19 protein-coding genes are annotated in these 23,191 nt (G+C 48.2%); 8 read left to right on the top strand and 11 right to left on the bottom strand.

What is annotated here, in order from left to right:
- The first annotated feature begins 42 nt into the window (after positions 1-42).
- The gene (locus tag EL84_RS13780; protein ID WP_047842064.1) at positions 43-534 is read left to right on the top strand and encodes a DinB family protein; all 492 of its coding nucleotides are present in this window, start codon (positions 43-45) and stop codon (positions 532-534) included.
- A 116-nt stretch (positions 535-650) separates the two neighbouring features.
- Here EL84_RS13780 and EL84_RS13775 read toward each other — a convergent pair whose 3' ends face one another.
- Entirely contained in the window at positions 651-1,154 is a 504-nt protein-coding gene (locus tag EL84_RS13775) for a GNAT family N-acetyltransferase (RefSeq protein ID WP_036610704.1), read from the bottom strand.
- A 303-nt stretch (positions 1,155-1,457) separates the two neighbouring features.
- Complete coding sequence (locus tag EL84_RS13770; protein WP_161799429.1) at positions 1,458-2,558, bottom strand: peptidoglycan DD-metalloendopeptidase family protein; 1,101 nt, start codon at positions 2,556-2,558, stop codon at positions 1,458-1,460.
- Positions 2,559-2,778: 220 nt separating this feature from the next.
- On the opposite strand from EL84_RS13770, the gene EL84_RS13765 reads away from it, so the two are divergent.
- The 3 genes from EL84_RS13765 to thrS all read left to right on the top strand — a co-directional run bounded on the left by EL84_RS13765 (position 2,779) and on the right by thrS (position 7,769).
- Positions 2,779-3,540: a response regulator transcription factor gene (locus EL84_RS13765; protein WP_047842063.1), complete on the top strand. Its 762-nt coding sequence runs from the start codon at positions 2,779-2,781 to the stop codon at positions 3,538-3,540.
- Complete coding sequence (locus EL84_RS13760; RefSeq protein WP_047842062.1) at positions 3,537-5,297, top strand: sensor histidine kinase; 1,761 nt, start codon at positions 3,537-3,539, stop codon at positions 5,295-5,297. The genes EL84_RS13765 and EL84_RS13760 overlap by 4 nt, the downstream gene beginning before the upstream one ends.
- Positions 5,298-5,768: 471 nt before the next feature.
- Positions 5,769-7,769, top strand: a complete 2,001-nt coding sequence (thrS, locus tag EL84_RS13755; RefSeq protein ID WP_235431530.1) for a threonine--tRNA ligase — start codon at positions 5,769-5,771, stop codon at positions 7,767-7,769.
- Between the two features lie 47 nt (positions 7,770-7,816).
- Here the strand turns inward: thrS and EL84_RS13750 are convergent, their stop codons facing one another.
- Positions 7,817-8,680, bottom strand: coding sequence for an SDR family oxidoreductase (locus EL84_RS13750; RefSeq protein ID WP_047842061.1), 864 nt, complete (start codon positions 8,678-8,680; stop codon positions 7,817-7,819).
- A 104-nt stretch (positions 8,681-8,784) separates the two neighbouring features.
- Between EL84_RS13750 and EL84_RS13745 the strand changes: the two genes are divergently transcribed.
- Both EL84_RS13745 and EL84_RS13740 read left to right on the top strand, forming a co-directional pair.
- On the top strand, positions 8,785-9,327 hold the full coding sequence (locus EL84_RS13745) for a hypothetical protein (protein WP_047842060.1): 543 nt from the start codon (positions 8,785-8,787) through the stop codon (positions 9,325-9,327).
- Between the two features lie 56 nt (positions 9,328-9,383).
- Positions 9,384-10,115: an MBL fold metallo-hydrolase gene (locus tag EL84_RS13740; protein WP_047842059.1), complete on the top strand. Its 732-nt coding sequence runs from the start codon at positions 9,384-9,386 to the stop codon at positions 10,113-10,115.
- Between the two features lie 774 nt (positions 10,116-10,889).
- Here the strand turns inward: EL84_RS13740 and EL84_RS13735 are convergent.
- On the bottom strand, positions 10,890-12,101 hold the full coding sequence (locus tag EL84_RS13735) for a PQQ-dependent sugar dehydrogenase (protein WP_047842058.1): 1,212 nt from the start codon (positions 12,099-12,101) through the stop codon (positions 10,890-10,892).
- 262 nt (positions 12,102-12,363) lie between these two features.
- On the opposite strand from EL84_RS13735, the gene EL84_RS13730 reads away from it, so the two are divergent.
- On the top strand, positions 12,364-13,452 hold the full coding sequence (locus EL84_RS13730; RefSeq protein WP_047842057.1) for a M24 family metallopeptidase: 1,089 nt from the start codon (positions 12,364-12,366) through the stop codon (positions 13,450-13,452).
- A gap of 290 nt (positions 13,453-13,742) precedes the next feature.
- Here the strand turns inward: EL84_RS13730 and EL84_RS13725 are convergent, their stop codons facing one another.
- From EL84_RS13725 to EL84_RS13715, 3 genes are all read right to left on the bottom strand, one after another.
- Complete coding sequence (locus tag EL84_RS13725; protein WP_047842056.1) at positions 13,743-14,096, bottom strand: hypothetical protein; 354 nt, start codon at positions 14,094-14,096, stop codon at positions 13,743-13,745.
- Between the two features lie 203 nt (positions 14,097-14,299).
- Entirely contained in the window at positions 14,300-14,983 is a 684-nt protein-coding gene (locus tag EL84_RS13720) for a queuosine precursor transporter (protein WP_036610716.1), read from the bottom strand.
- A 359-nt stretch (positions 14,984-15,342) separates the two neighbouring features.
- Positions 15,343-16,755 (bottom strand): L-cystine transporter, encoded by a 1,413-nt coding sequence (locus EL84_RS13715; RefSeq protein ID WP_047842055.1) that lies wholly within the window; start codon positions 16,753-16,755, stop codon positions 15,343-15,345.
- 352 nt (positions 16,756-17,107) lie between these two features.
- On the opposite strand from EL84_RS13715, the gene EL84_RS13710 reads away from it, so the two are divergent.
- Complete coding sequence (locus EL84_RS13710; protein ID WP_047842054.1) at positions 17,108-18,808, top strand: methyl-accepting chemotaxis protein; 1,701 nt, start codon at positions 17,108-17,110, stop codon at positions 18,806-18,808.
- A gap of 126 nt (positions 18,809-18,934) precedes the next feature.
- On the opposite strand, the gene EL84_RS13705 is transcribed toward EL84_RS13710, so the two are convergent.
- The 4 genes from EL84_RS13705 to cobT all read right to left on the bottom strand — a co-directional run bounded on the left by EL84_RS13705 (position 18,935) and on the right by cobT (position 23,170).
- Positions 18,935-20,479 carry a cobyric acid synthase gene (locus tag EL84_RS13705; RefSeq protein ID WP_047844177.1) on the bottom strand — a complete coding sequence of 515 codons (1,545 nt, stop codon included), beginning with the start codon at positions 20,477-20,479 and terminating at the stop codon, positions 18,935-18,937.
- 125 nt (positions 20,480-20,604) lie between these two features.
- A complete protein-coding gene (cobS, locus tag EL84_RS13700; RefSeq protein WP_047842053.1) occupies positions 20,605-21,495 on the bottom strand; it encodes an adenosylcobinamide-GDP ribazoletransferase in 891 nt (296 codons plus the stop codon).
- Complete coding sequence (cobU, locus tag EL84_RS13695; protein ID WP_047842052.1) at positions 21,492-22,052, bottom strand: bifunctional adenosylcobinamide kinase/adenosylcobinamide-phosphate guanylyltransferase; 561 nt, start codon at positions 22,050-22,052, stop codon at positions 21,492-21,494. Before cobU ends, cobS begins: the two co-directional genes overlap by 4 nt.
- Entirely contained in the window at positions 22,049-23,170 is a 1,122-nt protein-coding gene (gene cobT, locus EL84_RS13690; RefSeq protein ID WP_047842051.1) for a nicotinate-nucleotide--dimethylbenzimidazole phosphoribosyltransferase, read from the bottom strand. The genes cobU and cobT overlap by 4 nt, the downstream gene beginning before the upstream one ends.
- Between the last annotated feature and the right edge of the window lie 21 nt (positions 23,171-23,191).

The following is a 23,191-nucleotide window of genomic DNA, read 5'->3' as shown; positions in this document are numbered from 1 at the left end:
TACCCGCATCATAGAACCTATATATAAGGAGAGGATTGTACGATGTTTACTCGTAATGACGATATACGCAACCAAATCTGGGAAGCAGTCTCTGGACTCGAAGAAGAACAATTGAACCGAAAACCTTCACCCCAACAATGGAGTATTATGCAAGTACTACGACATCTGAATCTGATGGAAAATGTAATTGGAAAACAAGCCCGCCTGGCCCTCGAGAAGGAACAGACGGTGTCTGTGGACAAAAAACCATATGAACTATCGTTGGACCGCAGCCGCTCCGTCGAGGCACCACCCCATCTTCAGCCTCCAGCAGCACCTGAAGCACTTGCAGACGTACGCAGTGATCTGGACGAATCTCACCAAGCTTTAAACAACTTTGCATTGGATCATGATCCTGACCTGCTGCGTAGCAAGTCCTTTCCTCATCCCGTATTTGGTGAGATGGATCTAACCCAATGGATTGACTTTACAAGTTATCATGAGGAACGTCATCTGGGACAGATCCAAGAGATTAAACAGCAGCTTGGCGTATAAACACAACCTCCTTTTTCACATAGCGAAAAATATAGTCGAACGACAAAAAAACCTCCAATCCTATTAATTTAGGTTGGAGGTTTTCAGTGTTCTTATGTTACGAATAAGAACGACACTTATATTTTTTTGCCCAAAATCGCCAGATCTCTATTCACACCATCCAACACGGCCACTTCGGGATAATATCCCCACTGTTCAAATCCATGCTTGCGCAATAACCCCAGACTCGGTTCGTTATGCCCGAAGACAAATCCAAGAATGGTCTTAATTCCAAGTGCAGGACATGCTGCAAATACCGTTTCGAGCAAACGCCCACCAGCCCCAATTCCGCGGCATTGCTGATCCACGTATACACTGACTTCCACCGTTCCATTATACGCAGGACGTCCATAGAACGAGCTGAGACTCGCCCAAGCTACCACCTGTCCTGCCTGCTTCATCACCCAAAGCGGACGATGTTCCGGTGTATGTTCCTCGAACCAAGGCAAACGTTGCTCCACCGTCACTGGCTCCAAATCCGCTGTTGCCATACGGCCCTCAATAGTAGAATTATAAATCTCCACAATCCTCGGCAAGTCCTCCAGGCGCGCATATTCAATCTGCACATCTTCCAGTTTCATCGCTATTCCTCCATCATTCCAGATCAAACCTCTAATTATAGAAGATATTATAACGGAGAAGAGAAGTCTTCGTCATCCCTAACATTCTGACAGAGAAATCTGTAAATGTTTAAGTAAACATTTACACGACAACGGAGAGGAGAGGACAGAACCAATCAGAAGAAGCGAAGCGTGCGCCTTTATCCCCGGATTTGCCCCTTTATATAAGGGAATCAATAAAATCTGGGGATAACAGCGATCGGAAGATGGTTCTGACCGCGTAGTAGTCCAGTGTAAATTCAATGCTTTAACTTATATATAGCATTACTCTGGAAGTCCCTGAATTGTGTTCCCACGAGTGAACTGCTGACTCTGGTCTGCCCAACGAATGTTAATTGAGCGAGATGTGAACAGATCCGGGCCGTCCGATACCTGGAAATGCAGATGAGCTTCACTGGAGTTCCCCGAATTACCAAGCTCACCGATAGGATCTCCCTGCTTGAGCTTATCTCCTTTTTTGACCGAAACACTGCCTTTCTTGATGTGTCCTGTGATGCTGTATTCACTGTTGCCATGGTCGATTACCACGTAGTTACCAGCCGGTTCTTCCGGATTCATGACACCCGGTACATTGTCCGGTATATCATTTTTGATATCGACGACAGTACCATCGGCAGCTGCATAGAGCGGTTCACCAAAAGCATAGTAGTTTTCGTTTGCCGTTGCATCACCTTGATAACTGGATTGCTCTTTGGTCCGTACGATATCCAGCGCATACCGCTGGGTTTCATGCTCATAATGATAGTTCGACAACACATCATTACCTCCCCAGAATACATACCATTCTCCCTTCATCGGCAATTGAAATTCCGTTTTGGTGAATTTGGCATCCGTGTCCTCATAAGCTTGCAGCGGTTGGATCGAGAGACCTTCAATTTGATTTTCTTCGGAAAAATAGGCTCGAATCCCTTTGGTCCCAGTCTGATCCTTCCAAGCCACCTCGGTTAATTGATTCATTTTGGCGTCTACCACTTGCTCCCACGATTCAACACCTTCCAGAAAAGGATCAGCGGTCGTCTTGAACTGCTCAAGCGTTAACGTCCCCTTCAATTCCGGAGAGAACTGATTATAGATTGCATCCTTTGAACCGTTCATCAACGTATCTATGAAATTGTCCGGTGTTACCACCGCGCTCACCTCTGAACTTGAGTTCTGCTCCTGATTGGAGTTCTCGCTCGCTTCATTATTGGATGCCTGTTCGGCTGACTGCTGCTCTGCCTGGTCGGAAGTAATGGAGTTACTGTTGCCGCAAGCAGACAATATCACGCAAGCTCCAAGGGTAATCGCAAGCACCTTCCAGCCCTTTCTATTCTGTAATTTAGAATGTGTTTGTTGTTCTGATTTCAGATGACCTTCTCTGTTCATTCTCAACATCCCTTCAGTTAATCGTTATACTTTCCAGTTAAGTGTACAGAATGAGTCTTATCCTTCGTCTAACCCCATCTTACATGTAGTTAAACTTGCAACGCCTTTTGAGGTTGTATAATTAAGATTCCGTTAAGATAGCTCGTACGCTATACAGCCTTCTTGGATGGTATGATTAGCAATACACACAACGGAAGGATCAGGAGGTCATTTTTAAACTATGGATAACGTCTCATTACTGCTTGTGGATGATGAACAGGCTATTCTGCATATGCTCAAAACCGTTCTGCTCAAAGAGCAGTTTCTCGATATTGATACCGTTACAACAGGCGAAGCTGCCATCGAAGCATGCAACAACAAGACGTATCATTGCATCGTGCTCGACATCATGCTTCCTGGCAAAAGTGGACTGGAAATCTGTCCTTTTCTACGGCAGGTCACCGATGCGCCCATCCTGTTTCTAACGGCCAAAACAACCGATTATGACAAATTAACCGGATTCGCCGTTGGTGGCGACGATTATGTCGCCAAACCCTTTAATCCGCTGGAAGTCGTTGCTCGAATTAAATCATTACTGAAGCGTTATTTACCATCTAAAAGCGTAGCGATCTCGGATCATGTCCCATCTAACGTAAATACGTCATCTCCCAGCACATCGGAAGGCGTGTACGACTTTGGACGATTCCAGGTACTGGAGTGGGCTGGTGAACTTCGGGTTGAAGGTGAGTCTGTATCTTGTCCGGCACTTGTGTTCCAACTGTTACTCTTTTTCTGCAAACATCCCAATCGAATTTTCACCAAATCAGATCTATATGAGCGGGTCTGGGGCTCGGAAGCCATTAGTGATGACAATACTGTGATGGTTCATATTCACCGCATTCGGGAGCGCATTGAAGCCGATCCTTCCAATCCGGTGTTTCTTGTTAACGTCCGGGGTCTGGGGTACAAACTGATTCAGCCGGAACATGTGTCACGCCCATGAGTATTCGTCGCAGGTTAATGACCCGGTTTATCGGGATGCTTGCCGGTGCAGTCGTTCTTATCATCCTGCTTGGGTCTGTAGCCACTTACTGGGTCGTGCAAAAGGTAAATGAAGTGAATCTGGTAGATGATTTTGCTGCCAATGGTCTGGACCAATTGATTAGTACAGCAGAAATCCTGCCGGATAATACCATCCGGTATGACCCTGAATTGCTAAAGCAAGTGGATAAAAATCAAGGCTGGCTCCAAGTTCTTGACGAACAAGGCAACGCCATTGATGAATATCACACACCCGCCGATGTTCCTTCTCACTATAAACCGGGGGAATTGATTGCATACTGGGAAAGCCAGAAGCCGTTCCCTTATCAGATCGCCATGCTGATCCGGGAGAAGAACGGAAAGGATTTTACCTTGTTATATGGTGAGCGTAACCCGGCCAAGTCCTTAATGAATAACATTCGTTCAGATCTTGCTTTTACCAACGGGAAGCTTAATCTTCAGCCCAACCAACAGGAGGCCCTTCGTACTGCCAATGCTTATCTTCAAATATTGGACCCGTCAGGACGTGAAATTTCTTCCTTCAACAAACCAACCATGGGCGTACCGACCGAATACACCATTCAGGAACTCGTTCTGCAAGTTCGCTATCCGAGTCGATCTGGCCTGTCTGTTGCAACGTGGTACGACGAACAGAGTGAAACCACTTGGCTGATTAGCATCCCTGTTGATCCGGCGGTGAACAGTGATCAGAACCCCTACAATTTTATTCTGGAACCGGCATTGGTCGTATTGATTGTATCCATCATCATTCTGCTCATTTTGCTTGCCTTCTGGTATGCCAACCGATTCGGTTCACCCATGCTGCATATGCTCCAATGGTTACAGCGTCTGGAACGAGGACATTACGAGGAACCTACCGGAGCCTTTGGAGTGCCTCGCAGTCAGCGTCGTAACGGAAAGTGGAAGCGAAAATACAACGTGTATGCTGAAGTGCTTCGCTCCATGCAGGCCCTGTCTCACACTTTGAAGCAAGATGAAGAACTTCGGAAACAGACCGATTCTCTGCGGGAGGAGTGGATTGCTGGCATAACACATGACCTGAAGACACCCCTCTCCTCCATTCAGGGATATGCTCATATGCTTGAGGCGGATAAGTATAGCTGGACCGCGGAGGAAGTCAGGGAATTCGCAGGCATAATGCTCGATAAGTCCATGTACATGGACAGGCTTGTTAACGACCTTGCCATGACCTATCGATTACGCAGTGGAGGATATCAACCTGTGGTGGAAGAGACTGACGTAAATACGTTGCTCCGTGATCTGATCCAGCGCGCTGAACGGAATCCAGCATATGGAGAAGGTCGCATCCTATTCCAACCTTCCGAAGTGCCTGTGTATGGACTTGTCCATATTCCGTCGTTTGAACGAATTGTGGATAATCTGACCGCCAATGCCCTTCTTCATAATCCGCCCGAGTCCATCCTGGTTGTCAGTGTGCATTCTGGTGAACACGCTGATGAGTTCAGCATTCAGTTTGCCGATAATGGAAGAGGCATGGACTCCGAGACGGTATGGAAGTTATTTGAACGATACTATCGCGGTACAGATACAGGTACATCGGACGTTGGATCAGGGCTGGGCATGGCGGTAACCAAAGGTTTGATCGAAGCCATGAATGGTCGTATTGAGGTACAGTCCACCCCTGGTGAAGGAACGATCATTCGCTTAATATGGGATGGGCCGTCCGAAACCAATTAAAATGTTCCGCTTGACCTTTCCATTTTCAGTCTATATAATCGACACTCAATAACACCTGTTCCAATATATTGATAATGAACACAACACATTTCAGGATCATCTGATGAGTTGATCTAACATATTTGGCGATGACCAGAGACATGATTTCGTTTGCGTGCTGCCCAGAGAGAGAGGGGATTGGTGAAACCTTCTTCAGCGAACGGACCGGAATTACCCCTCTGCAGCCGTGACCTCGAACCTCAGCATTTCGAACTTCCTTCGGATGTTTGGCATGCTGCCAGTAGAGTTCACCGCCTGATCCCCGATAACGGATTCCAATGAGGGTTATGATGTTTTCTGTTCCGGCGGCTGGCCGAGAGCAGGGTGCACCATAACCAAAATTAGGGTGGAACCACGAGCCAAGCGCACTCGTCCCTTTTCCGGGACGGGTGTTTTTTGCGCTTTCATTTTAAGAAATGGAGAGTGGTTCACATGAGCAAACAAGAAAACAGTAACTCAGTAAGCAACAAATCAGGTAACGAAATAAACAACCAAGCAAATGATCTTAAACCATCCAGTCATTCCATTGAGGTCCGTCTGCAAGGTGGCGCGATACGTTCTTACGAAGCAGGCATCACTGTAGGTGCGGTTGCCTCATCTATCAGCACAAGTCTTGGGAAACAGGCTATCGGCGGTATTGTAGATGGTCAAAATGTCGATCTCGATTGGGTGCTCCAGCAAGATTGCGAACTTGTTATCGTTACTTTAGAAAGTGCGGAAGGTCTGTATCGTTATCGTCACAGCGCAGCACATGTGCTCGCACAGGCACTCAAACGCATTTACGGTGCAGAACAAGTGAAACTGGGTATCGGCCCAGTCATTGAAGATGGATTCTATTACGATGTTGATCTGGAGCATGCCTTGTCCATCAGTGATCTGGCTGCCATCGAGCGGGAAATGAACAAAATCATTCAGGAAAATCATAAGATCAGTCGCCGGGTCGTTAACCGGGAGGAAGCCCTCCGTATCTTCGGAGAAATCCAGGACCCTTACAAGCATGAACTCATTCGGGATTTGCCAGAGGACGCCGAGCTTTCGATCTATGATCAAGGAGAGTTCTTCGATCTGTGTCGCGGTCCCCATCTTCCATCCACTGGTCGGATCAAAGCGTTCAAGCTGTTGAATGTAGCTGGTGCGTACTGGCGGGGTAACTCGGATAATAAGATGCTACAACGCATCTACGGCACTGCTTTCCCGAACAAAGCCCAACTGGATGAACATCTGCACATGCTCGAAGAAGCGAAGAAACGAGATCACCGTAAACTTGGCAAAGAGCTTGAACTGTTCATGTTCTCCGAAGAAGCTCCCGGCATGCCCTTTTATCTGCCCAAAGGCATGACTGTTCGCACTGAACTGGAGCAATTCTCCCGTGAGCTACAATTACAGGAAGGTTATCAGGAGGTTCGGACTCCTCTCATGATGAACAATCGTCTGTGGGAGCAATCCGGTCACTGGGAGCATTACAAGGACAATATGTATTTCTCGGAAGTGGACGATGCCACTTTTGCACTGAAACCGATGAACTGCCCTGGGCATATGCTGATCTTCAAAAACACACTTCATTCCTATCGCGAATTACCCATTCGCATGATGGAATTTGGTCAGGTTCACCGCCATGAATTCTCAGGTGCCCTGAACGGCATGATGCGTGTGCGGACATTCTGCCAGGATGATGCCCATCTCTACGTCATGCCAGAGCAGATCGAGGACGAGATCAATCAGGCGATCTCACTGATCGGACGTATGTACGATATCTTTGGATTCGAATATAAGATTGAATTGTCCACTCGTCCGGAAGATTTCATGGGCTCGGAAGAGCTGTGGGATCAAGCGGAACGCGCATTGCAAAATGTACTAGATCGTCGGGGCGTGGAGTATCGCATTAACGAAGGGGACGGTGCCTTTTATGGACCGAAAATTGACTTTCATATCCTCGATGCGCTGAAGCGCAGCTGGCAGTGCGGAACAATCCAGCTTGATTTTCAAATGCCGGAGAAATTCGACCTCACTTACATTGGCGAGGATAGCCTGAAACACCGTCCGGTCGTGATCCATCGTGCCATCTATGGTTCGATCGATCGTTTCATCGGCATCCTGACTGAGCACTATGCAGGAGCGTTCCCACTCTGGCTCGCACCTGTACAAGTGAAGCTCCTACCTGTGTCAGATCATTATGCAGACTATGCACTCCAAGTACAGAGCCAACTCCGTGCTGCGGGCATTCGGGTAGAAACAGATCTTCGTAGCGAGAAGCTCGGGTACAAAATCCGTGAATCCCAGATGGAAAAAGTGCCTTATTCGCTCGTGCTTGGTGAGAATGAGAAAAATGCCTCATCCGCCTCTGTCCGTGCATACGGTCAGGGAGATCAAGGCATCCAACGTATTGAAGCTGTTATTGAAATGATCCAACAAGCTGTGAAGGCAAAAGTATAAAATATGTAACGACTCTATTCATGAGTCACTCATCAGCTTGTGCTGAATTACAACTTCTCGTCATCTCTTAGCCCCACCTGTTCTTCGCTCCACGTCCAGAAACGCTCAGCTGAAGCATCGTCAACGGCATGTGCCTTCAGCTGCTGCTCTTTCTGTTGATAGAAGTAACGACCGGTGATGCCGACGACTTCAGGGCTTGTGGCCAGATAAACAGCCGTTCGCGCCCCTTCTTCAGGGGACAGAAAGAATGGAAGTTTACCTGCAAATGCCATAATGCGTGTGCCAAATCCGGTATTGCGATCTACGCCAATACTCGTTCCCACCGCACCAGGGTGTAGACAGTTCACTGTGACAAAAGTACCTGACAGTTTGCTAGCCAGTGCACGAGTGAACAGCACGTTCGCCAGTTTGGATTGAGCATAACTTTTGATCGGATTATAACCTTTGTGCAGATGTGGATCTTCGAAGTGGATTTTGCCGGCCTTGTAGGCACCTGACGAAACGTTCACAACCCGTCCCTGCTTCGCAGCTTTCAGAGGTTCTATCAAAAGTAAGGTCAGCAGGAAATGTCCCAGATGGTTAATACCGATACTTTGTTCGAACCCGTCTGAGGTTTCCTTCCGCTTAACCATCACTACCCCCGCATTATTAACCAGAACGTCAAGGTGATCATGACGCTCGCGGAATGTGCCGGCAAACTGGCGTATACTTTCGAGTGAACCCAGGTCACACAGCATCAATTCAATCGCAGAAGAACCGGACTGACGCACAGCTTCCTGAAGAGCCTCCTGTCCGCGCTTCTCACTGCGGCATGCCATAATTACGCGATATCCTTGCCTTGCAAGTTCAATGGTGGTTGCCAACCCCATACCTGAGTTAGCTCCTGTTACAATTGCTGTCTGATTGGACATGAGGTACTTCCCTTCTGAACCTGAGGTTCCGAAATTAGAGGCGCGACGACGGACAATATGAGATAATGATAGGATCACATCTCGGTTTCCATGGGAGGACAAGTATGCTGACCAAAGAAGATTTTAAAAAAGTTAAAAAACAAGCCAAACTTGAAATCGCACTACTCGAACAGGAATATCAGGAAATCTTGCAGAACGTTGATTCTACGCTGTATGAAAAATACGGTGTTTTGGACAAAGAAGAAACACGTGAGCTCACCCGAAAACGTAAAAACCGAAGATATGCTTCACTGGTCATCGAACTATGCGCCATTATTGAACAAATGTTACATCAACTGTACAGAGACGTATATCAGAAAAAGTTTAATTCGACTCAGCTGATGAAAACTCCTGCCTACCGTGCACGCTCCAACATGGAGATTATTCAGGCCGAACTGAGTAAAGAGTTCATTGCTCTGGAACCCGAAAAAGAAAACTTCGCTGAAGCCCTTAGTCTGGTGTTTCAGACGAGGAACAAACTTGTTCATGATAACTTCTCGTTTGTCTCCATCGTTAAGGATGGCAGTAATGAAGAAGATACGTTCGAAGCGCTGCTCCATACGGTAAAAAAATATAGAAAACACTTGAAATATAATCGCCCTGAATAACAACAATCATTGCTAAAAAATATAAGGAGGTGTACCGGACTACGGTCCGAATAACCATGAGCCATCCAACAACTTCGATTACTGTGCTAAATCTTCAGATTCCTACGCCTTCTGGGAACAGCCCCATATTCCCCGTCATGCTTCGTGATGTAGATGGCGTTACCCTGGTGGATACAGGCATGATTGGACAATTCGCTGAACTTCAATCCGCATTGGAACAAGAGGGCGTACAGCTCTCGGACGTCAAACGTGTGATTATTACTCATCAGGACATCGATCATATCGGTAACTTGGGTGCTCTTCTGGATGCCATCCCTGATCTGGAAATCTGGGCACATGCCAATGAGATTCCATATCTAACCGGTGAGAAGCCTTTGATCAAATTCACGCCTGAACGTCGTGCTCTGCTGCCCGCGCCCGTTTTGGCACTGGCAGACCAACTGCTCTTGCAGCTGCCTGAAGTGAACATTAGCAGAACTCTGTCGGACGGAGATTTATTACCCCTTCAAGGTGGTACACAGGTCATTCATACACCGGGACATACGCCAGGTCATATCTGCCTGTATTTCGGGGAGCAACAGTTCCTGCTCGCTGCCGATGAACTTCGTGTGGTCGATGATGAACTGGTTGGCCCCGCACCACAAGCGACACCGGACATGCCTGAAGCGCTGCGAAGCCTGAAGAAACTGACCAACCTTAAGCTCAATAAGGTTCTCTGTTATCACGGTGGAGAGTACATGAATGATCCGGCTCAGCGTATTGCCACACTTGCGGAGAGCGCAGAGTAAGTAAAGAACGCGGACCTGTGAGTTTTTTGGAACGATAACGCATCCTATTAACGCTGTTTCTCTTCGTGCGGCATTGTGCGTTGTAGCTCATTCAAGATTAGGATGACACATACATTACAATCAAGGAGCTGTCCCATAAGTCATGAATTTGACGGGGACAGCTCCTTTAATTAATTAACCACGCACTTCTACTATTCTACTGCACTGGTGTTGACCGTATGGTAGCTCCTATTGTGCACGCTATTCATACAGTATGCACGCAGTATCTTATACTGAACTACGACATGTGCACAGTTTCTTTCCCCTGCCCGTTTGGCAAATCAATTCACCGGAAAATCCGTAACGTAAGTGTCTACTTATTGACTGAGGTCCGCCTCTAACGAATTGGGCACAGTCTAAACGTTATACTTGTTTTGTAACGAATCTCAGACACCCTATACGCAGTATTTTGAGTATCAAGATTTTCTAACGAACTCCAGACACCTTAGTTACTCATTTCGTTGGTTTTTCTGCAGGTTTCGAGTGAATTTTGGCTATATAACGTGGCTGAGGTTCGTTAAATTCTACGAACGCCACCAAACCTCTATTTAAGGTGCGTCAGGTTCGTTAGAAAAATATTATTTAGAGCGATTCAGATTCAGGGCACTTCAGGGCTTTAGCTCAAGATAAGCGGCAACCGTTCGTTTTAAACTTACTCCATCCACTACCTTACGGGGAGACGAGTTCGGTTCGACGTTGTCCTACAACACTGATTTTCTCTCCCCTGACCCCGACTCAGCTCTCCGGAGTTAGTACAATCAGCTTGTCATCTCCATCACGTGGCGATCCTCGTCCATCCCGATTGTTCGTAAGCACATATAACTTCCCGTCCTCGCCAGCACTCACATTGCGAATCCGGCCCCACTCATCTTCGAAGATCGGTTCCACCTGCTCCACCTGTGTGCCATCTTCCGAAAGAGTAACCTTCAGCAGCTGCTCTCCACGCAGATTCGCAGCAATGAGTGATCCAGCCCAAGGTCCTTCTTCTACAAAAGCTACACCAGACGGCGCCCATGTATCTTTCCCACTATGTGCAAGCGGAGCCTGATATGCGCCATTGTCATCGTCGTCTCCCTCCACCTCAGGCCAGCCATAATTCTCCCCGGCCACAATCCGGTTAATCTCATCATGATTCCGCTGACCATGTTCGGTAGAATAGAGGTAACCGTTGTCCGGATTCCATGCCAGTCCCTGTGCGTTACGGTGTCCCATACTGTATACAGGTGAATTCGGCCATGGGTTGTCTGCTGGGATCGATCCGTCGAGGCCTATCCGCAATATTTTACCTCCAAGGCTATCTTTGTTCTGTGACAGTTCCGGTTCATAACGCTCACCTGTTGTGATATAGAGCAACTTATCCGGGCCAATTTTGATCCGCCCACCGTTATGATTTGTTCCGCCTGGAATGTTACCAAGCAACTCTTGATCTATGACCGCTTTGCCATCATTCACCTTGAGACGTAACACTCGATTCGCAATGTCGTCGCCTTCCAGGTAGGAGTGGTATGCATACAAGTAACCGTTATCCTCGAAGTCCGGATCAGCTGCAAGACCCAACAGACCTCCCTCACCTTCTTCATTAAATGGGGCTGAGAATTCAATCAGTGGTTCAGGGGCTAGTTTTCCATCCTCAATAACCCGAATCGCACCAGGGCGTTCCGTTACAAACATCCGACCATCAGGCACACTCACAATCTCCCATGGTGCATTCAGTCCTTCAACCAGAACAGATGGCTGATACGGAATAACCGCCTCTCCCTGCGCTCCACTCTCATTTCCACTTGCACCGGTATTGCCTCCATTGGCTGTCTGTCCCTGACCTGTTCCCTGTCCCTGAGACGTCTGCTCTGTTCCTCCCGTAGAAGGTTCGCCTGAAGAACATGACGCGGTTAACAGTGCCACACTTAATAATGAAGCATACAGTGGAACAGTTACTCGATTATTCATGATTACATCTCCCTTCGTATATCTTTCTTCTGTATAAAATAAATAAGTCAAGCTTCAACGTATTGTTAATGTATTGTTCGCTATAGTTGTGGTGTTATTACTCATCTGTAAAGCGGTTTCGCCCTGTATTACCCTTCATACCAGCCGCTTAAACCGAGAATTCAAGGTATTCCGAGGATATGAAATCACCGCAGTTTGGAATTCCATCATAATCTTTTATAATAGAAGGATAGTATGAATGGAAAGGTGGACAACTACACTTATGAATCAAAACCCTTTATCTCGTCTTGAAGCCGATCTGTCCGGGCAAGGATTGGACGCCATGCTGATCACAGATCCAAAACATATCTACTATTTAACTGGATTTGCGAGCAATCCGCATGAACGCTTCCTCGGTCTGGTTCTCGCACATGGCGAAGAACCCTTGTTGATCGTACCTGCGCTTGATGCTGAAGCTGCCGCAGCCGCTTCCTCGGTATCCAACATTGCTACTCACACGGATACGGATAATCCCTACGCTTTGTTTGATCGTTATCAGGGGCGCTTGGGCCGGGTTGGTCTCGAGAAAGAATACGTAACGGTCGCACGTTATGAACAACTGACCGCCGCTCTCGGTGCTGCCAGCTTTGAAGATGTTGGCCCCCTGCTTCGCACATTACGTGTGAAAAAAACACCGGATGAGGTAGCCCGCATTCGCCACGCCATTTATCTGATTGAAGAAACATTGCGTCAAGGCCTCTTTCATGTTCGCACAGGTGTAACCGAGATCGAACTTGTCGCCGAGATGGAGTATCAGATGAAAAAGCTGGGTGCCGATGGCCCTTCCTTTGATACCATGGTGCTCACGGGACCCAAAACAGGTCTGCCACACGGTACACCGGGTGAACGGAAATTGCAACATGGTGACCTGTTGATGTTTGACATGGGTGTCTATGCTGGCGGATATGCCTCGGATATCACACGTACATTCGCCTTTGGTGACATCTCTCCTGAACTCAAAACTATCTATAACACTGTGCTCGCAGCGAACGAAGCTGCTATCCAAATCGTGAAACCAGGCATCACCTGCGCCGAAGTGGATCGTGCAGCGCGCCAGGTCACGGAAGAAGCGGGATACGGCGAGCGTTTTATGCATAGAGTAGGCCATGGACTCGGTATTGACGTACATGAGTATCCTTCTCTCCATGGAGAGAATATGGACATCCTGAATGAAGGTACCGTATTCACGATTGAACCGGGCATATATACCGCAGCAGGCGGCGTGCGCATCGAAGATGATGTAATTGTGACCGAGACGGGTATCGAAGTTCTGACGACATATCCAAAAGAACTGCAAATCCTTACCGACTAGTCCAATTGGATCTATGTCAAAAATAGCCCAGATACATCAATGCTTAGCCGATATTATGCATCATGAACTAAACTGCACGAAACTGCGCTGAACTGTTCTTCAAAATAATATACTCTTTTCGCGTACGCCTCAGGCCTGTATACAGAAAAAGTAGCAAGTACACACGCGAACGCAAAAATCCCGCAATTCCATGAATATCATGGGTTGCGGGATTTTAATTAATACAAAGCATATCCTAAATTACTCCGTCTGCATTCTACGTAATTTTATTCCTGCTCACTCATTTACCATTAGTCAAACTCATGCGTAATATCCTGCCAAGACTCCAGCTGTGGCAGCTGTTGCTTCCCCCAGTAATCCAGAAACCATTGAATAATCCCAGTCGTATCTGTTGTTCTGCAGCTGTAATGTCGGAAACCGTTCTCGCCTTCCTGCAAACGAATCTCCGCCACCATCTGCCCTGGTTCCTCAAGCGCAGCAGCCTGCATATACATACTTCCCTCCACCAGCTCCGAAGGTTGAAGTACTACGAATTCCTGCAATTCCAGATTGGAGATCAACTCCACCAATAACGAAGCATTAATGTTATCATTCTCGTAGGTTGTGCCATTGCTTTCCAGTGTATAACGCAGTGTAGAGTACATGTGCGATTCCCCTTTGTATGAAATGATCATTCCTATTGATACACGCTCATAACGACAGGTCGTTTATATTATAACTTTTTCATAAAAATGTAAAAAGGATTTTTCTTGTTTCGGGTCTTTTCTATGAAAAAAAACCCTTGCAGAGTCCGAATTACAATTGACTACGCAGAGGGGTTTTTTAAGTGATACTCTTTGAATATTGTCTAAGCCTCATCCTTAAACTTAAAGCTACGTGCAGCATACAGAAACGGCGTTCCAACCGCAGTTAATACAAATTTGATAATATACGTCGTCAGGAAGATTTCCAGCCAAACATCCCAAGGGTAGATGAACGCAAACGCGATCGTGCAGAACACCAGTGTATCCACAAATGAACTGATGATCGAACTACCGTTGGTGCGTATCCACAACTGATTGCGCCCTGGGGCCACCTTGCGCAGCCAAGAGTACAATCGAACATCCAGGAACTGGCTTATGAAGTATGCCGTCAGACTTCCGAGTGCCAGACGTGGCAGCAGACCAAACAGCTTCGCCATAGATTCCTGTGCAAAGTCCGTTGGTGCCGGGTCAAAGTACAACACCATCTGCATCAGAACCGTTGTCATGATGAGCGTGAAAAACCCGAACCATACGGCTTTGCGTGCCTCACCTGGTCCATATTTCTCATTAAGAAGGTCACTGGTCAGGTACATGCTGACATACATCGTGTTGCCTAACGTCAGTACGATTCCCATGATATCTATCGTTTTGGTCACCTGAATGTTGGCTATAACCGTAGCCACACCAATCCAGGCATAGAGACCTTTTTTACCGAACAAGCGGTAACACAACAGGAAAAATCCATAAGTTACGAGAACAAAAACTGCTCCCCACCCTAAGTTAAACATAAATACATACACTGCCTTCCTAGTTTTGATTACGCGGGATGGTTACGAACCGCGGTTTGGCTCAGGGCCAAAACATGAATACTCTATCACATTTCTCGTCCCATGAACAGAACTAAATAACTCCAAGCGTGCCTGAGTGACTACGACCCCTTCTATATTCCTCCCGCTTCCCTCTGGACCATACTAGTTTTTCCTACCTCTATTCCCCTTGCACCGTGTATAGAAAAAGAAGACTGCTTCACCACCGTGCACAGCATAGTTTGATTGCCGCAAAAAAACCGCCCTCCGGATTCCTCCGAAGGACGGCTTTTCTCACTTGATTTGTAGACGGCTCTAGTTATCTTAATGTGAGCTTCTATCTAATCCATTCTGTAGTAAGCCTGAGCCGCAGAATCCAGCTCACGGCTCTGATCGTTAAACGTGTCCCGATCGTTTTCCTTCAAAATTCTGCTCGTCACGAGTCCTGATGTCATCGACCCGTTCACGTTAAGCGCTGTACGACCCATGTCGATCAGCGGCTCCACGGAAATGAGTAGGCCAACCAGAGCCACAGGCAGATTCATGGTGGACAATACGATCAGGGAAGCGAAGGTTGCCCCGCCGCCAACGCCAGCCACACCAAACGAACTGATCATGACTACGAGGATCAAAGTCACAATGAAGTCCCAGCTCAGCGGGTCGATGCCGACCGTCGGAGCAATCATCACCGCCAGCATGGCCGGATAGATCCCGGCGCAGCCGTTTTGCCCAATCGTAGCCCCAAAGCTTGCAGACAGGTTCGCAATGCCGTCCGATACGCCGAGTTTCTTCGTCTGTGTCTCCACATTCAGCGGAATCGCTGCTGCACTTGAACGGGATGTAAAGGCAAATACCAGTGTTGGCAGCACCTTCTTCAAATACGTAACCGGGTTGAAGCCGGACAGCGAGATAATGATCAGGTGAATAATAAACATCACGATGAGGGCCACGTAGGACGCAATCACGAATTTGATGAGCTTTAATATCTCTTCCGCATTGGTTGTCGCCGTTACCTTTGTAATCAGTGCTAAAATCCCGTAAGGCGTAAGCCTCAGCACCAGTGTAACAATTCGCATAACCACTGCATATACCGCATTAACCATACCGCGGAACGTCTCCGCCTGCTGAGGTTTTTTGCGATCCAGTCCAAGTACAGCTACACCGATGAACGCGGAGAAGATAACCACCGCCAGTGTGGATGTACGACGTTCTCCTGTCATATCTGCAAATGGATTCGAAGGAATGAATTCCAGCACTTGCTGCGGGATTGTCTGATCCTTCACATCAACAAGCCGTTCCTCCACCTTCTGAATCTGCGCATTCTCCCGGTCTCCTCCTTGAATCTCAATGGAAGTCAGGTTAAAGCCAAGGCTCGTTACAATGCTGACACCTGCGGCAATCGCTGTGGTGATCAACAGAATGGCAATAATGGAAACACTCATCTTGCCGAGATTTTGCTTGCCCTTCAGATTCATAATGGCTGAGATGATCGACACCATGATCAATGGGATCACGACCATTTGTAACAAACGAACATATCCTGAACCGACCAGATTGAACCAATCGACTGATTTCGTAACAACATCAGAACCTGATGTGTACACCAATTGGAGAATAACCCCGTAAACAACCCCCAGTCCCAGACCCGCAAATACGCGTTTTGTAAAGGAGATATGTTTTTTCTGCATCCAGTAGAGGATGCCAAGTAAGGCAAGTATAACCACTACATTCAATATGACTAGAAAAGTATCCATTTCTTTAAATCCTCCTCAGGCATGTGTGTAACCGGAAAATATCCGATTTTCTCTTCTATCTTTTGTACTTCCGACAAAGACATTTTACAATATAACATATAACAAACTATTCTGGTAGGTATTAATTGATATTATGTAATATGCATGTAACAGATTCATCTATTTCTGAAAAAAATACACCAAATCGTGAAAATTGTTCTATTCAACCTCCGGTTAATTTTGTAATATAGGTATATCCGCTTATTCCCAAGTTTTCTCAATGTTCAATTTAGGTCTTTCTTCATTGGTAGATAGGTCTTAGGATTACGGAAAAGCGACAATGTTAATGAACTTGACGTGAAAGGATGATCATATGTTTCGTAATCGCACCGTTGCCGGTAAAATCAGAGGCACTTTGTTCCTCGTTCTGCTGGTTGCTTCCCTGTTGTTCAGTATTAGTTTTTACGCCGTATCGATGAATATTATTCAAAGCTACGTGCTACCGCAGTTTGACAAAGTCCTAAACACGTCCATTCAGGATATATACAAGAATACTTCAGCATCCAAAATCCTGCAGGTACAGAGTGGCGGAGCCGGTTCTGAAGGTGCTGCCATGACCGTGGAATCGTACCTGGCAGATAAAGCAAAAGAACATAATTTGGATGCGGCTTACGTTGTTGCTATTCAAGATGGCTCAGCCAAAGTGGTTGTGGCCAACCCTTCTTCAAACATGAAAGCCCAGGATGAGATTAGTGTAGAACCCGCAATGAATGCAGCTATTGAGAACAAAGAAATGGTAATCAGTGAGGTCTACTCCGATTCCTTTGGTGTACATAAAGCAGCCTTTATCCCCATTGCAGGAAGTAACATGATTATGGCTGTGAGCATGGATGCCCAGTTCATTCAAGACAAGATTACTCAGATTTTCTGGTTGTGTCTTGGAATTACAGCATTAGTGTTTGTACTCGGCTGGCTTATCTCCACTAGTATGATCAAAAGAGTTACCAAACCAATCATCAAGCTCGTTCAACATAGTAAACAAATATCCCAGGGTGATCTGACCGCTGAACTAGAGATCAAAGGTAAAGATGAAATTGCCCAGCTTGCCGCAAGCTTCCAGACGATGACGCATAACCTGAAAGAAATGATTAGCCGTGCCTTGTCCACGTCCAATGAAGTTGTATCAGGCTCCAATGACCTGCTTCAGCGGGTTGAATCGATGTCCGGTATGGTTCGAAACTCCAGCCGCTCTGCAGAAGATGCAGAAAAAGGCAGCATCAGCATTGCGTCAAGCGCATCCGAGAACGCCAGAGCTATGGAAGAAATTACGCAAGGTATCATGCATATTGCTTCTTCTTCTGCTGAAGTGTCTGACCAGATTGGTGAAGCAGCCAACGAGGCAGTTAACGGTAACCGACTGGCTCAGAATGCCATTGAGCAGATGGAGCGTGTAGGCCAGACAGCAAGCGAATCGTTGCGATATGTTGAAACTATGAATGAACGTTCGGTAGCTATCGGCACCATTGTTGCTTCCATTTTTGAGATCACCAAACAGATTAACATGCTGTCACTCAATGCCTCCATCGAAGCAGCACGTGCCGGAGAGCATGGCCGCGGATTCGCTGTTGTTGCTGGAGAAGTTCGTAAACTTGCCGAGCAATCCAAGACAGCCACGGAAGAAATATCGGATTATCTGGGTACCATTCGTGAAGATGCTGAACGTTCGGTTGATGCCATGAACCGTGTAACCCAGGAGATTGGTTCAGGCACAACTGTCGTTCAACAAGCAGGCTCAGCCTTCCAGCAACTGAATGAATTGATTCAGAACGTGAATCTGACCATTCAGACCGTCTCGGCTTCTACACAACAAGTATCAGCTGGTGCTGAAGAAGTGAGTGCGTCCGTTGAAGAAACGGCACAGATTACGACCAAATCCCGTGAGAGCATGTTACAGATTGCTTCAACAGCAGATCTTCAGCTCAGCGAGATGGATTCACATTCGAATACAGTTCGTCACCTGCATGAACAAGCTGTAGAGCTGCAATCCGCTATGAAAAATTTCAAAATAAACTAACAGGTTAACCATTAACCTATCATCACCTGTTTTAAACCTCATTTAATCATAGGATATACAATACCCCCATGTCGCTAACATTCCGTTTCTATAGAACGGTTTGTCGGACATGGGGGTATTGTTGTTTCACTCGGGTGCCTGAACACCCATAATCTCGTACACACGCTTCATATCCAATGACGAACGCAACGATTCGGCTACCCGATCAAACTCCATCTCCTTACGTTCATGCACACTATATGTCTCCTGAAGTGGAGCCAGTCCCTTTCCTGCACGCAAGGCATTCAGCCACGAACGTCGGAATTGATCACTTTCAAACAAACCATGCAGGTAGGTTCCCCACACGCTGCCATCTACTGAGCCCCAGCCTTCTTGGAAAGGTTGACCACCTGGATGCGAGATTTCAAACAACGCGGTTACACGTTCAGGCTCATGGCACTCCGTAACGCCCATATGAATCTCATATCCGTTAATGGGTAATGAAGCATCTGCTACATCTTGCTCACCATACAGACGAAGCGGGTGATCAGGCTGCACCCGTCCGGAAGCTCTGACGGTCTGCTTTTCCTGAAGAAATGTTGTCGATAGCGGGAGCCAGCCAAGTCCTTTTGCTTCCTGGATCTGATTCGCCTCCACAGCAAACGGGTCCTTCAGATGACGTCCCAGCATCTGGTATCCGCCACATATTCCTACGAGCTGAACATGCTCACGCTCGGTCTGGCTCGCAATCGCCTGTTCCAGTCCAGACTCACGCAGAAATGCCAGGTCACCTATGGTATCCTTCGTACCCGGTAGAAGAATGGCATCCGGACTGCCCAATTCCTCTGGCGAGGTCACGTAACGCACATTCACATCCGGTTCACGGGAAAGTGCGTCAAAGTCTGTAAAGTTGGAAATTCGCGGATATCGGATCACCGTCAGATCCAGCTCGGTTTTGCCGGATTTACCATGACGCATGGAGTCCAGCACCACTGAATCCTCTGCTTCAATCTGAATATCTCTTATGTAAGGCAAAACACCTAATACTGGAATGCCTGTCCGTTCTTCGAGCCAGTCGAGTCCTGGTTGCAACAGGGACAGATCACCGCGGAACTTGTTGATAATGAACCCTTTGACTCGCGCCACCTCATGGGGTTCCAGCAGCTCCAGCGTACCTACAATGGAAGCAAACACTCCGCCCCGATCAATATCGGAGATCAGAATCACCGGCGCATCGGCCCAGCCTGCCAGATTCATGTTGACGATATCCCGGTCCTTCAGATTGATCTCGGCCGGACTGCCCGCTCCTTCCATCAGCACCACATCATAGGTGTCCCGCAACCGATTCAGCGCATCCATCACCGTCTGCTTTGCTTCAGGCAGGAAATGCTGACGGTAGTCCGATGCACTCATCTGGGCAAAAGGTACACCATGTACCACGATCTGCGAATGCATGTCCCTCACCGGCTTGATCAGGATTGGATTCATATCGGTTGTCGCCTCAATACCACAGGCTTCGGCCTGTGCCCCCTGGGCCCGACCAATCTCCTTGCCATCTTCCGTCACATAGGAATTCAGTGCCATATTCTGTGACTTGAACGGAGCAGGCTTGAAGCCATCCTGCTTAAAAATCCGGCACAATGCCGTTGTGATGACACTTTTGCCCACATCGGAAGCCGTTCCTTGCAGCATCAGTACCGCCGCTGGTTGTGATAGCCTATCTTCCACACTCTCTCCCCCTGTCTCCGTGTTATATCCAGATCACCTTGCTCCCAACCTCATGCGTAACACTTTCCATACTGCTTCTTACTCAAAAGTTACAGCCAGAACAGTCCTTGAAGCACGCTCAGCACGGTCAACAAAGCCGCCTCCAGCAGCTCATTCATGGCACCATACGTATCCCCGGTTAAACCGCCGAGCCGTTCACTGATCCGGGCAGCCACGAATCGGCCGATATAATAACACGCCACAGGCAGTATAATAACTGCCGTCACCGGGTATAGCCACCATGGCAGTGTTCCCAGCCCACTCACCATCGCATCCGCAATCCCCATATCCGGCTTGAAAAGCCACACCGAGGCAAACGTAAGTGCCCCTGCGACCAAGGTCAGGCCCACAGCTGAACTTCGTGCACGCTGGACCTCCTTCCGCTCCCCGAGACCTTTAAACAATACAGCAAGTCCATCATCTTCGCGCGCATTCGGCCAGGCCGACATCGCATACACCATGAACCAGCGGCTCCAGATCATGGGCAGGATCAGCAACGCACCGTACACCCAGTGGCCCCGGGCAATAAAATCAGCGATCAGCGCAGCCTTCATCATCAGAAGCAACACGCAGGCGATCACGCCCATTGCCCCGACACGGCTGTCCTTCATAATCTCCAGCATCCGTTCACGGGTACGATAACTGAGCAAGCCATCCGCCGTATCCATCCATCCGTCAAGATGGAGCCCTCCGGTAAGCCATACCCATAACGTCAAGGTCAGGACGGCAGCCGGAAAGGCCGGAAGCACTGCACCGCTTAAGGCTCCCGCGAGCCAGACACACAGACCGATTGCAGCACCGACCAGCGGATAAAAGATAACACTTTCCCGCAGCAACGGCGGGACAAAATCGATTTGCATTTTGACAGGGAAACGGGACAAAAATTGAAAAGCGGCTGCCGCCGCATGTTTACGCTGAGGAGCAGGCGTGCCATCCTTCATAAGCGGTACTCCTTGCTTTTTAGTTCAATCGCAATGCCTACGGTCACCAGAAACACTTCACCGCATATCGCCGCAATACGCTGATTCAGTACACCGGCCAAATCCCGATATTTCCTGCCAAGGGCATATTCCGGTACGATCCCATCTCCCACTTCATTTGTAACCAAAACAAGCAAACCGGGATAGGTTCGAATCGCTTCAACCAACGCGTCTAAATGTGCCTGTAACACCTGCTTCTCGTCATGCTCATGCGCTAACAAAACATTTGTCAGCCACAGCGTCAGGCAATCCACCAGAATGGTGGGTGCAGAAGTCCCTGTATGCCCTTCACCCATGCGGCTTATCAAAGCAGGTAGATGTATCGGCTCTTCTGTTGTATGCCACAGATACCCCGATGCCTCGCGCTGATGCTGATGCATGGCGATGCGCTCACGCATTTCATCATCGTACGCCTGAGCTGTCGCCACATACCACGCCTCCGAGGAACGCTGCATGCAGAGACGCTCGGCAAAGGAGCTTTTGCCACTGCGTGCGCCGCCTGTCACCAGTACACTCATCGTGAACTCTCTCCTTGCAGGGATGAATCAACCGACGCAACGGAATCTGGAGCAGGGCTTGTTCCATCCGACACACCCGCGCTTGCAAAGGTTGCCATCTCATTCAGAATGAGACAGGCTGCGTCAATCAGATGAAGACTAAGCACGCCGCCCGTGCCTTCACCCAGACGCATGTCCAGATCCAGCATCGCTTTCAGGTCCAGTTCACGCAGCAGCGCTTCATGTCCATTTTCGTGTGAGGTATGAGAAGCGATCATATAAGCTGTACTCAGAGGTGCAAGTTGTCTCGCCACCAGCGCTGCGGCGGTAGAGATGAACCCGTCTACAACGACCGGACAATGATGAGCTGCTGCTGCGAGGATAACCCCTGTGAGTCCGGCAATCTCCAGTCCACCCACCTTGCACAGAACATCCAGTGCATCTTCCGGGTTTGGTGCGTTTACGCTAAGCGCCCGGCTGACTACAGCAGCCTTGCGCTGCAAGCCTGCATCATCAATGCCGGTTCCTCGCCCCACGGCGGCAGCTGGTGCAACTCCGGTTAACGCGCTCATTACCGCAGCACTTGCAGTGGTGTTGCCAATTCCCATCTCCCCGGTGACAAATAGCTGTGTTCCCTTCGCCACCTCTGCCGCTACAACTTCGGCTCCTGCAAGGATAGCCCGAACTGCCTCATCCCGGGTCATCGCTGCCCCTCGGGCCATGTTGGCCGTGCCTTTGCGAATTTTACGGGAAAGCAGGTCAGGATGTTCAAGATCGGCATTCACACCAATATCCACACAGATCACATCTGCTCCGGCGTGACGGGCAAGCACATTCACTGCCGCACCTCCAGCGAGGAAATTCAGGACCATCTGCGGGGTCACTTCAGCAGGAAAAGCACTGATGCCCTCTTCCACTACGCCGTGATCTGCGGCCATGACAATGACCGCTCTGTGATCAAAACGTGGACTTGCATTGCCCGTCATACCTGCCAAGCGGATCACCAGCTCTTCCAATTTGCCCAGGCTTCCCGGTGGCTTCGTCAACGAATCCACATGCGCAGAGGTTTCTGCCGCCACTTCCTGGTCAGGAGCAGTAATCTTACTTGTTAAATGCTCCAACACCTGTTCATTATTCATACAACCAGCACTTCCTTCATC

Origin of the sequence: Paenibacillus sp. VT-400, from assembly GCF_001029205.1 — a bacterium.
GTDB classification, from domain to species: Bacteria; Bacillota; Bacilli; order Paenibacillales; family Paenibacillaceae; genus Paenibacillus; species Paenibacillus amylolyticus.
The sequence above is the reverse complement of the archived record's forward strand: the minus strand, read 5'-3'. Positions and strand labels throughout refer to the sequence as shown.

Coding starts and splice junctions, on each gene's coding strand:
- EL84_RS13775 (WP_036610704.1), bottom strand. CDS start 1,154: ATGAAACTGGAAGATGTGCAGATTGAATATGCGCGCCTGGAGGACTTG.
- cobS (WP_047842053.1), bottom strand. CDS start 21,495: ATGAAGGATGGCACGCCTGCTCCTCAGCGTAAACATGCGGCGGCAGCC.
- EL84_RS13745 (WP_047842060.1), top strand. CDS start 8,785: ATGCTGACCAAAGAAGATTTTAAAAAAGTTAAAAAACAAGCCAAACTT.
- EL84_RS13750 (WP_047842061.1), bottom strand. CDS start 8,680: ATGTCCAATCAGACAGCAATTGTAACAGGAGCTAACTCAGGTATGGGG.
- EL84_RS13770 (WP_161799429.1), bottom strand. CDS start 2,558: ATGAACAGAGAAGGTCATCTGAAATCAGAACAACAAACACATTCTAAA.
- EL84_RS13765 (WP_047842063.1), top strand. CDS start 2,779: ATGGATAACGTCTCATTACTGCTTGTGGATGATGAACAGGCTATTCTG.
- EL84_RS13760 (WP_047842062.1), top strand. CDS start 3,537: ATGAGTATTCGTCGCAGGTTAATGACCCGGTTTATCGGGATGCTTGCC.
- EL84_RS13710 (WP_047842054.1), top strand. CDS start 17,108: ATGTTTCGTAATCGCACCGTTGCCGGTAAAATCAGAGGCACTTTGTTC.
- cobU (WP_047842052.1), bottom strand. CDS start 22,052: ATGAGTGTACTGGTGACAGGCGGCGCACGCAGTGGCAAAAGCTCCTTT.
- thrS (WP_235431530.1), top strand. CDS start 5,769: ATGAGCAAACAAGAAAACAGTAACTCAGTAAGCAACAAATCAGGTAAC.
- EL84_RS13730 (WP_047842057.1), top strand. CDS start 12,364: ATGAATCAAAACCCTTTATCTCGTCTTGAAGCCGATCTGTCCGGGCAA.
- EL84_RS13735 (WP_047842058.1), bottom strand. CDS start 12,101: ATGAATAATCGAGTAACTGTTCCACTGTATGCTTCATTATTAAGTGTG.
- EL84_RS13725 (WP_047842056.1), bottom strand. CDS start 14,096: ATGTACTCTACACTGCGTTATACACTGGAAAGCAATGGCACAACCTAC.
- EL84_RS13720 (WP_036610716.1), bottom strand. CDS start 14,983: ATGTTTAACTTAGGGTGGGGAGCAGTTTTTGTTCTCGTAACTTATGGA.
- EL84_RS13740 (WP_047842059.1), top strand. CDS start 9,384: ATGAGCCATCCAACAACTTCGATTACTGTGCTAAATCTTCAGATTCCT.
- cobT (WP_047842051.1), bottom strand. CDS start 23,170: ATGAATAATGAACAGGTGTTGGAGCATTTAACAAGTAAGATTACTGCT.
- EL84_RS13780 (WP_047842064.1), top strand. CDS start 43: ATGTTTACTCGTAATGACGATATACGCAACCAAATCTGGGAAGCAGTC.
- EL84_RS13705 (WP_047844177.1), bottom strand. CDS start 20,479: ATGCTGCAAGGAACGGCTTCCGATGTGGGCAAAAGTGTCATCACAACG.
- EL84_RS13715 (WP_047842055.1), bottom strand. CDS start 16,755: ATGGATACTTTTCTAGTCATATTGAATGTAGTGGTTATACTTGCCTTA.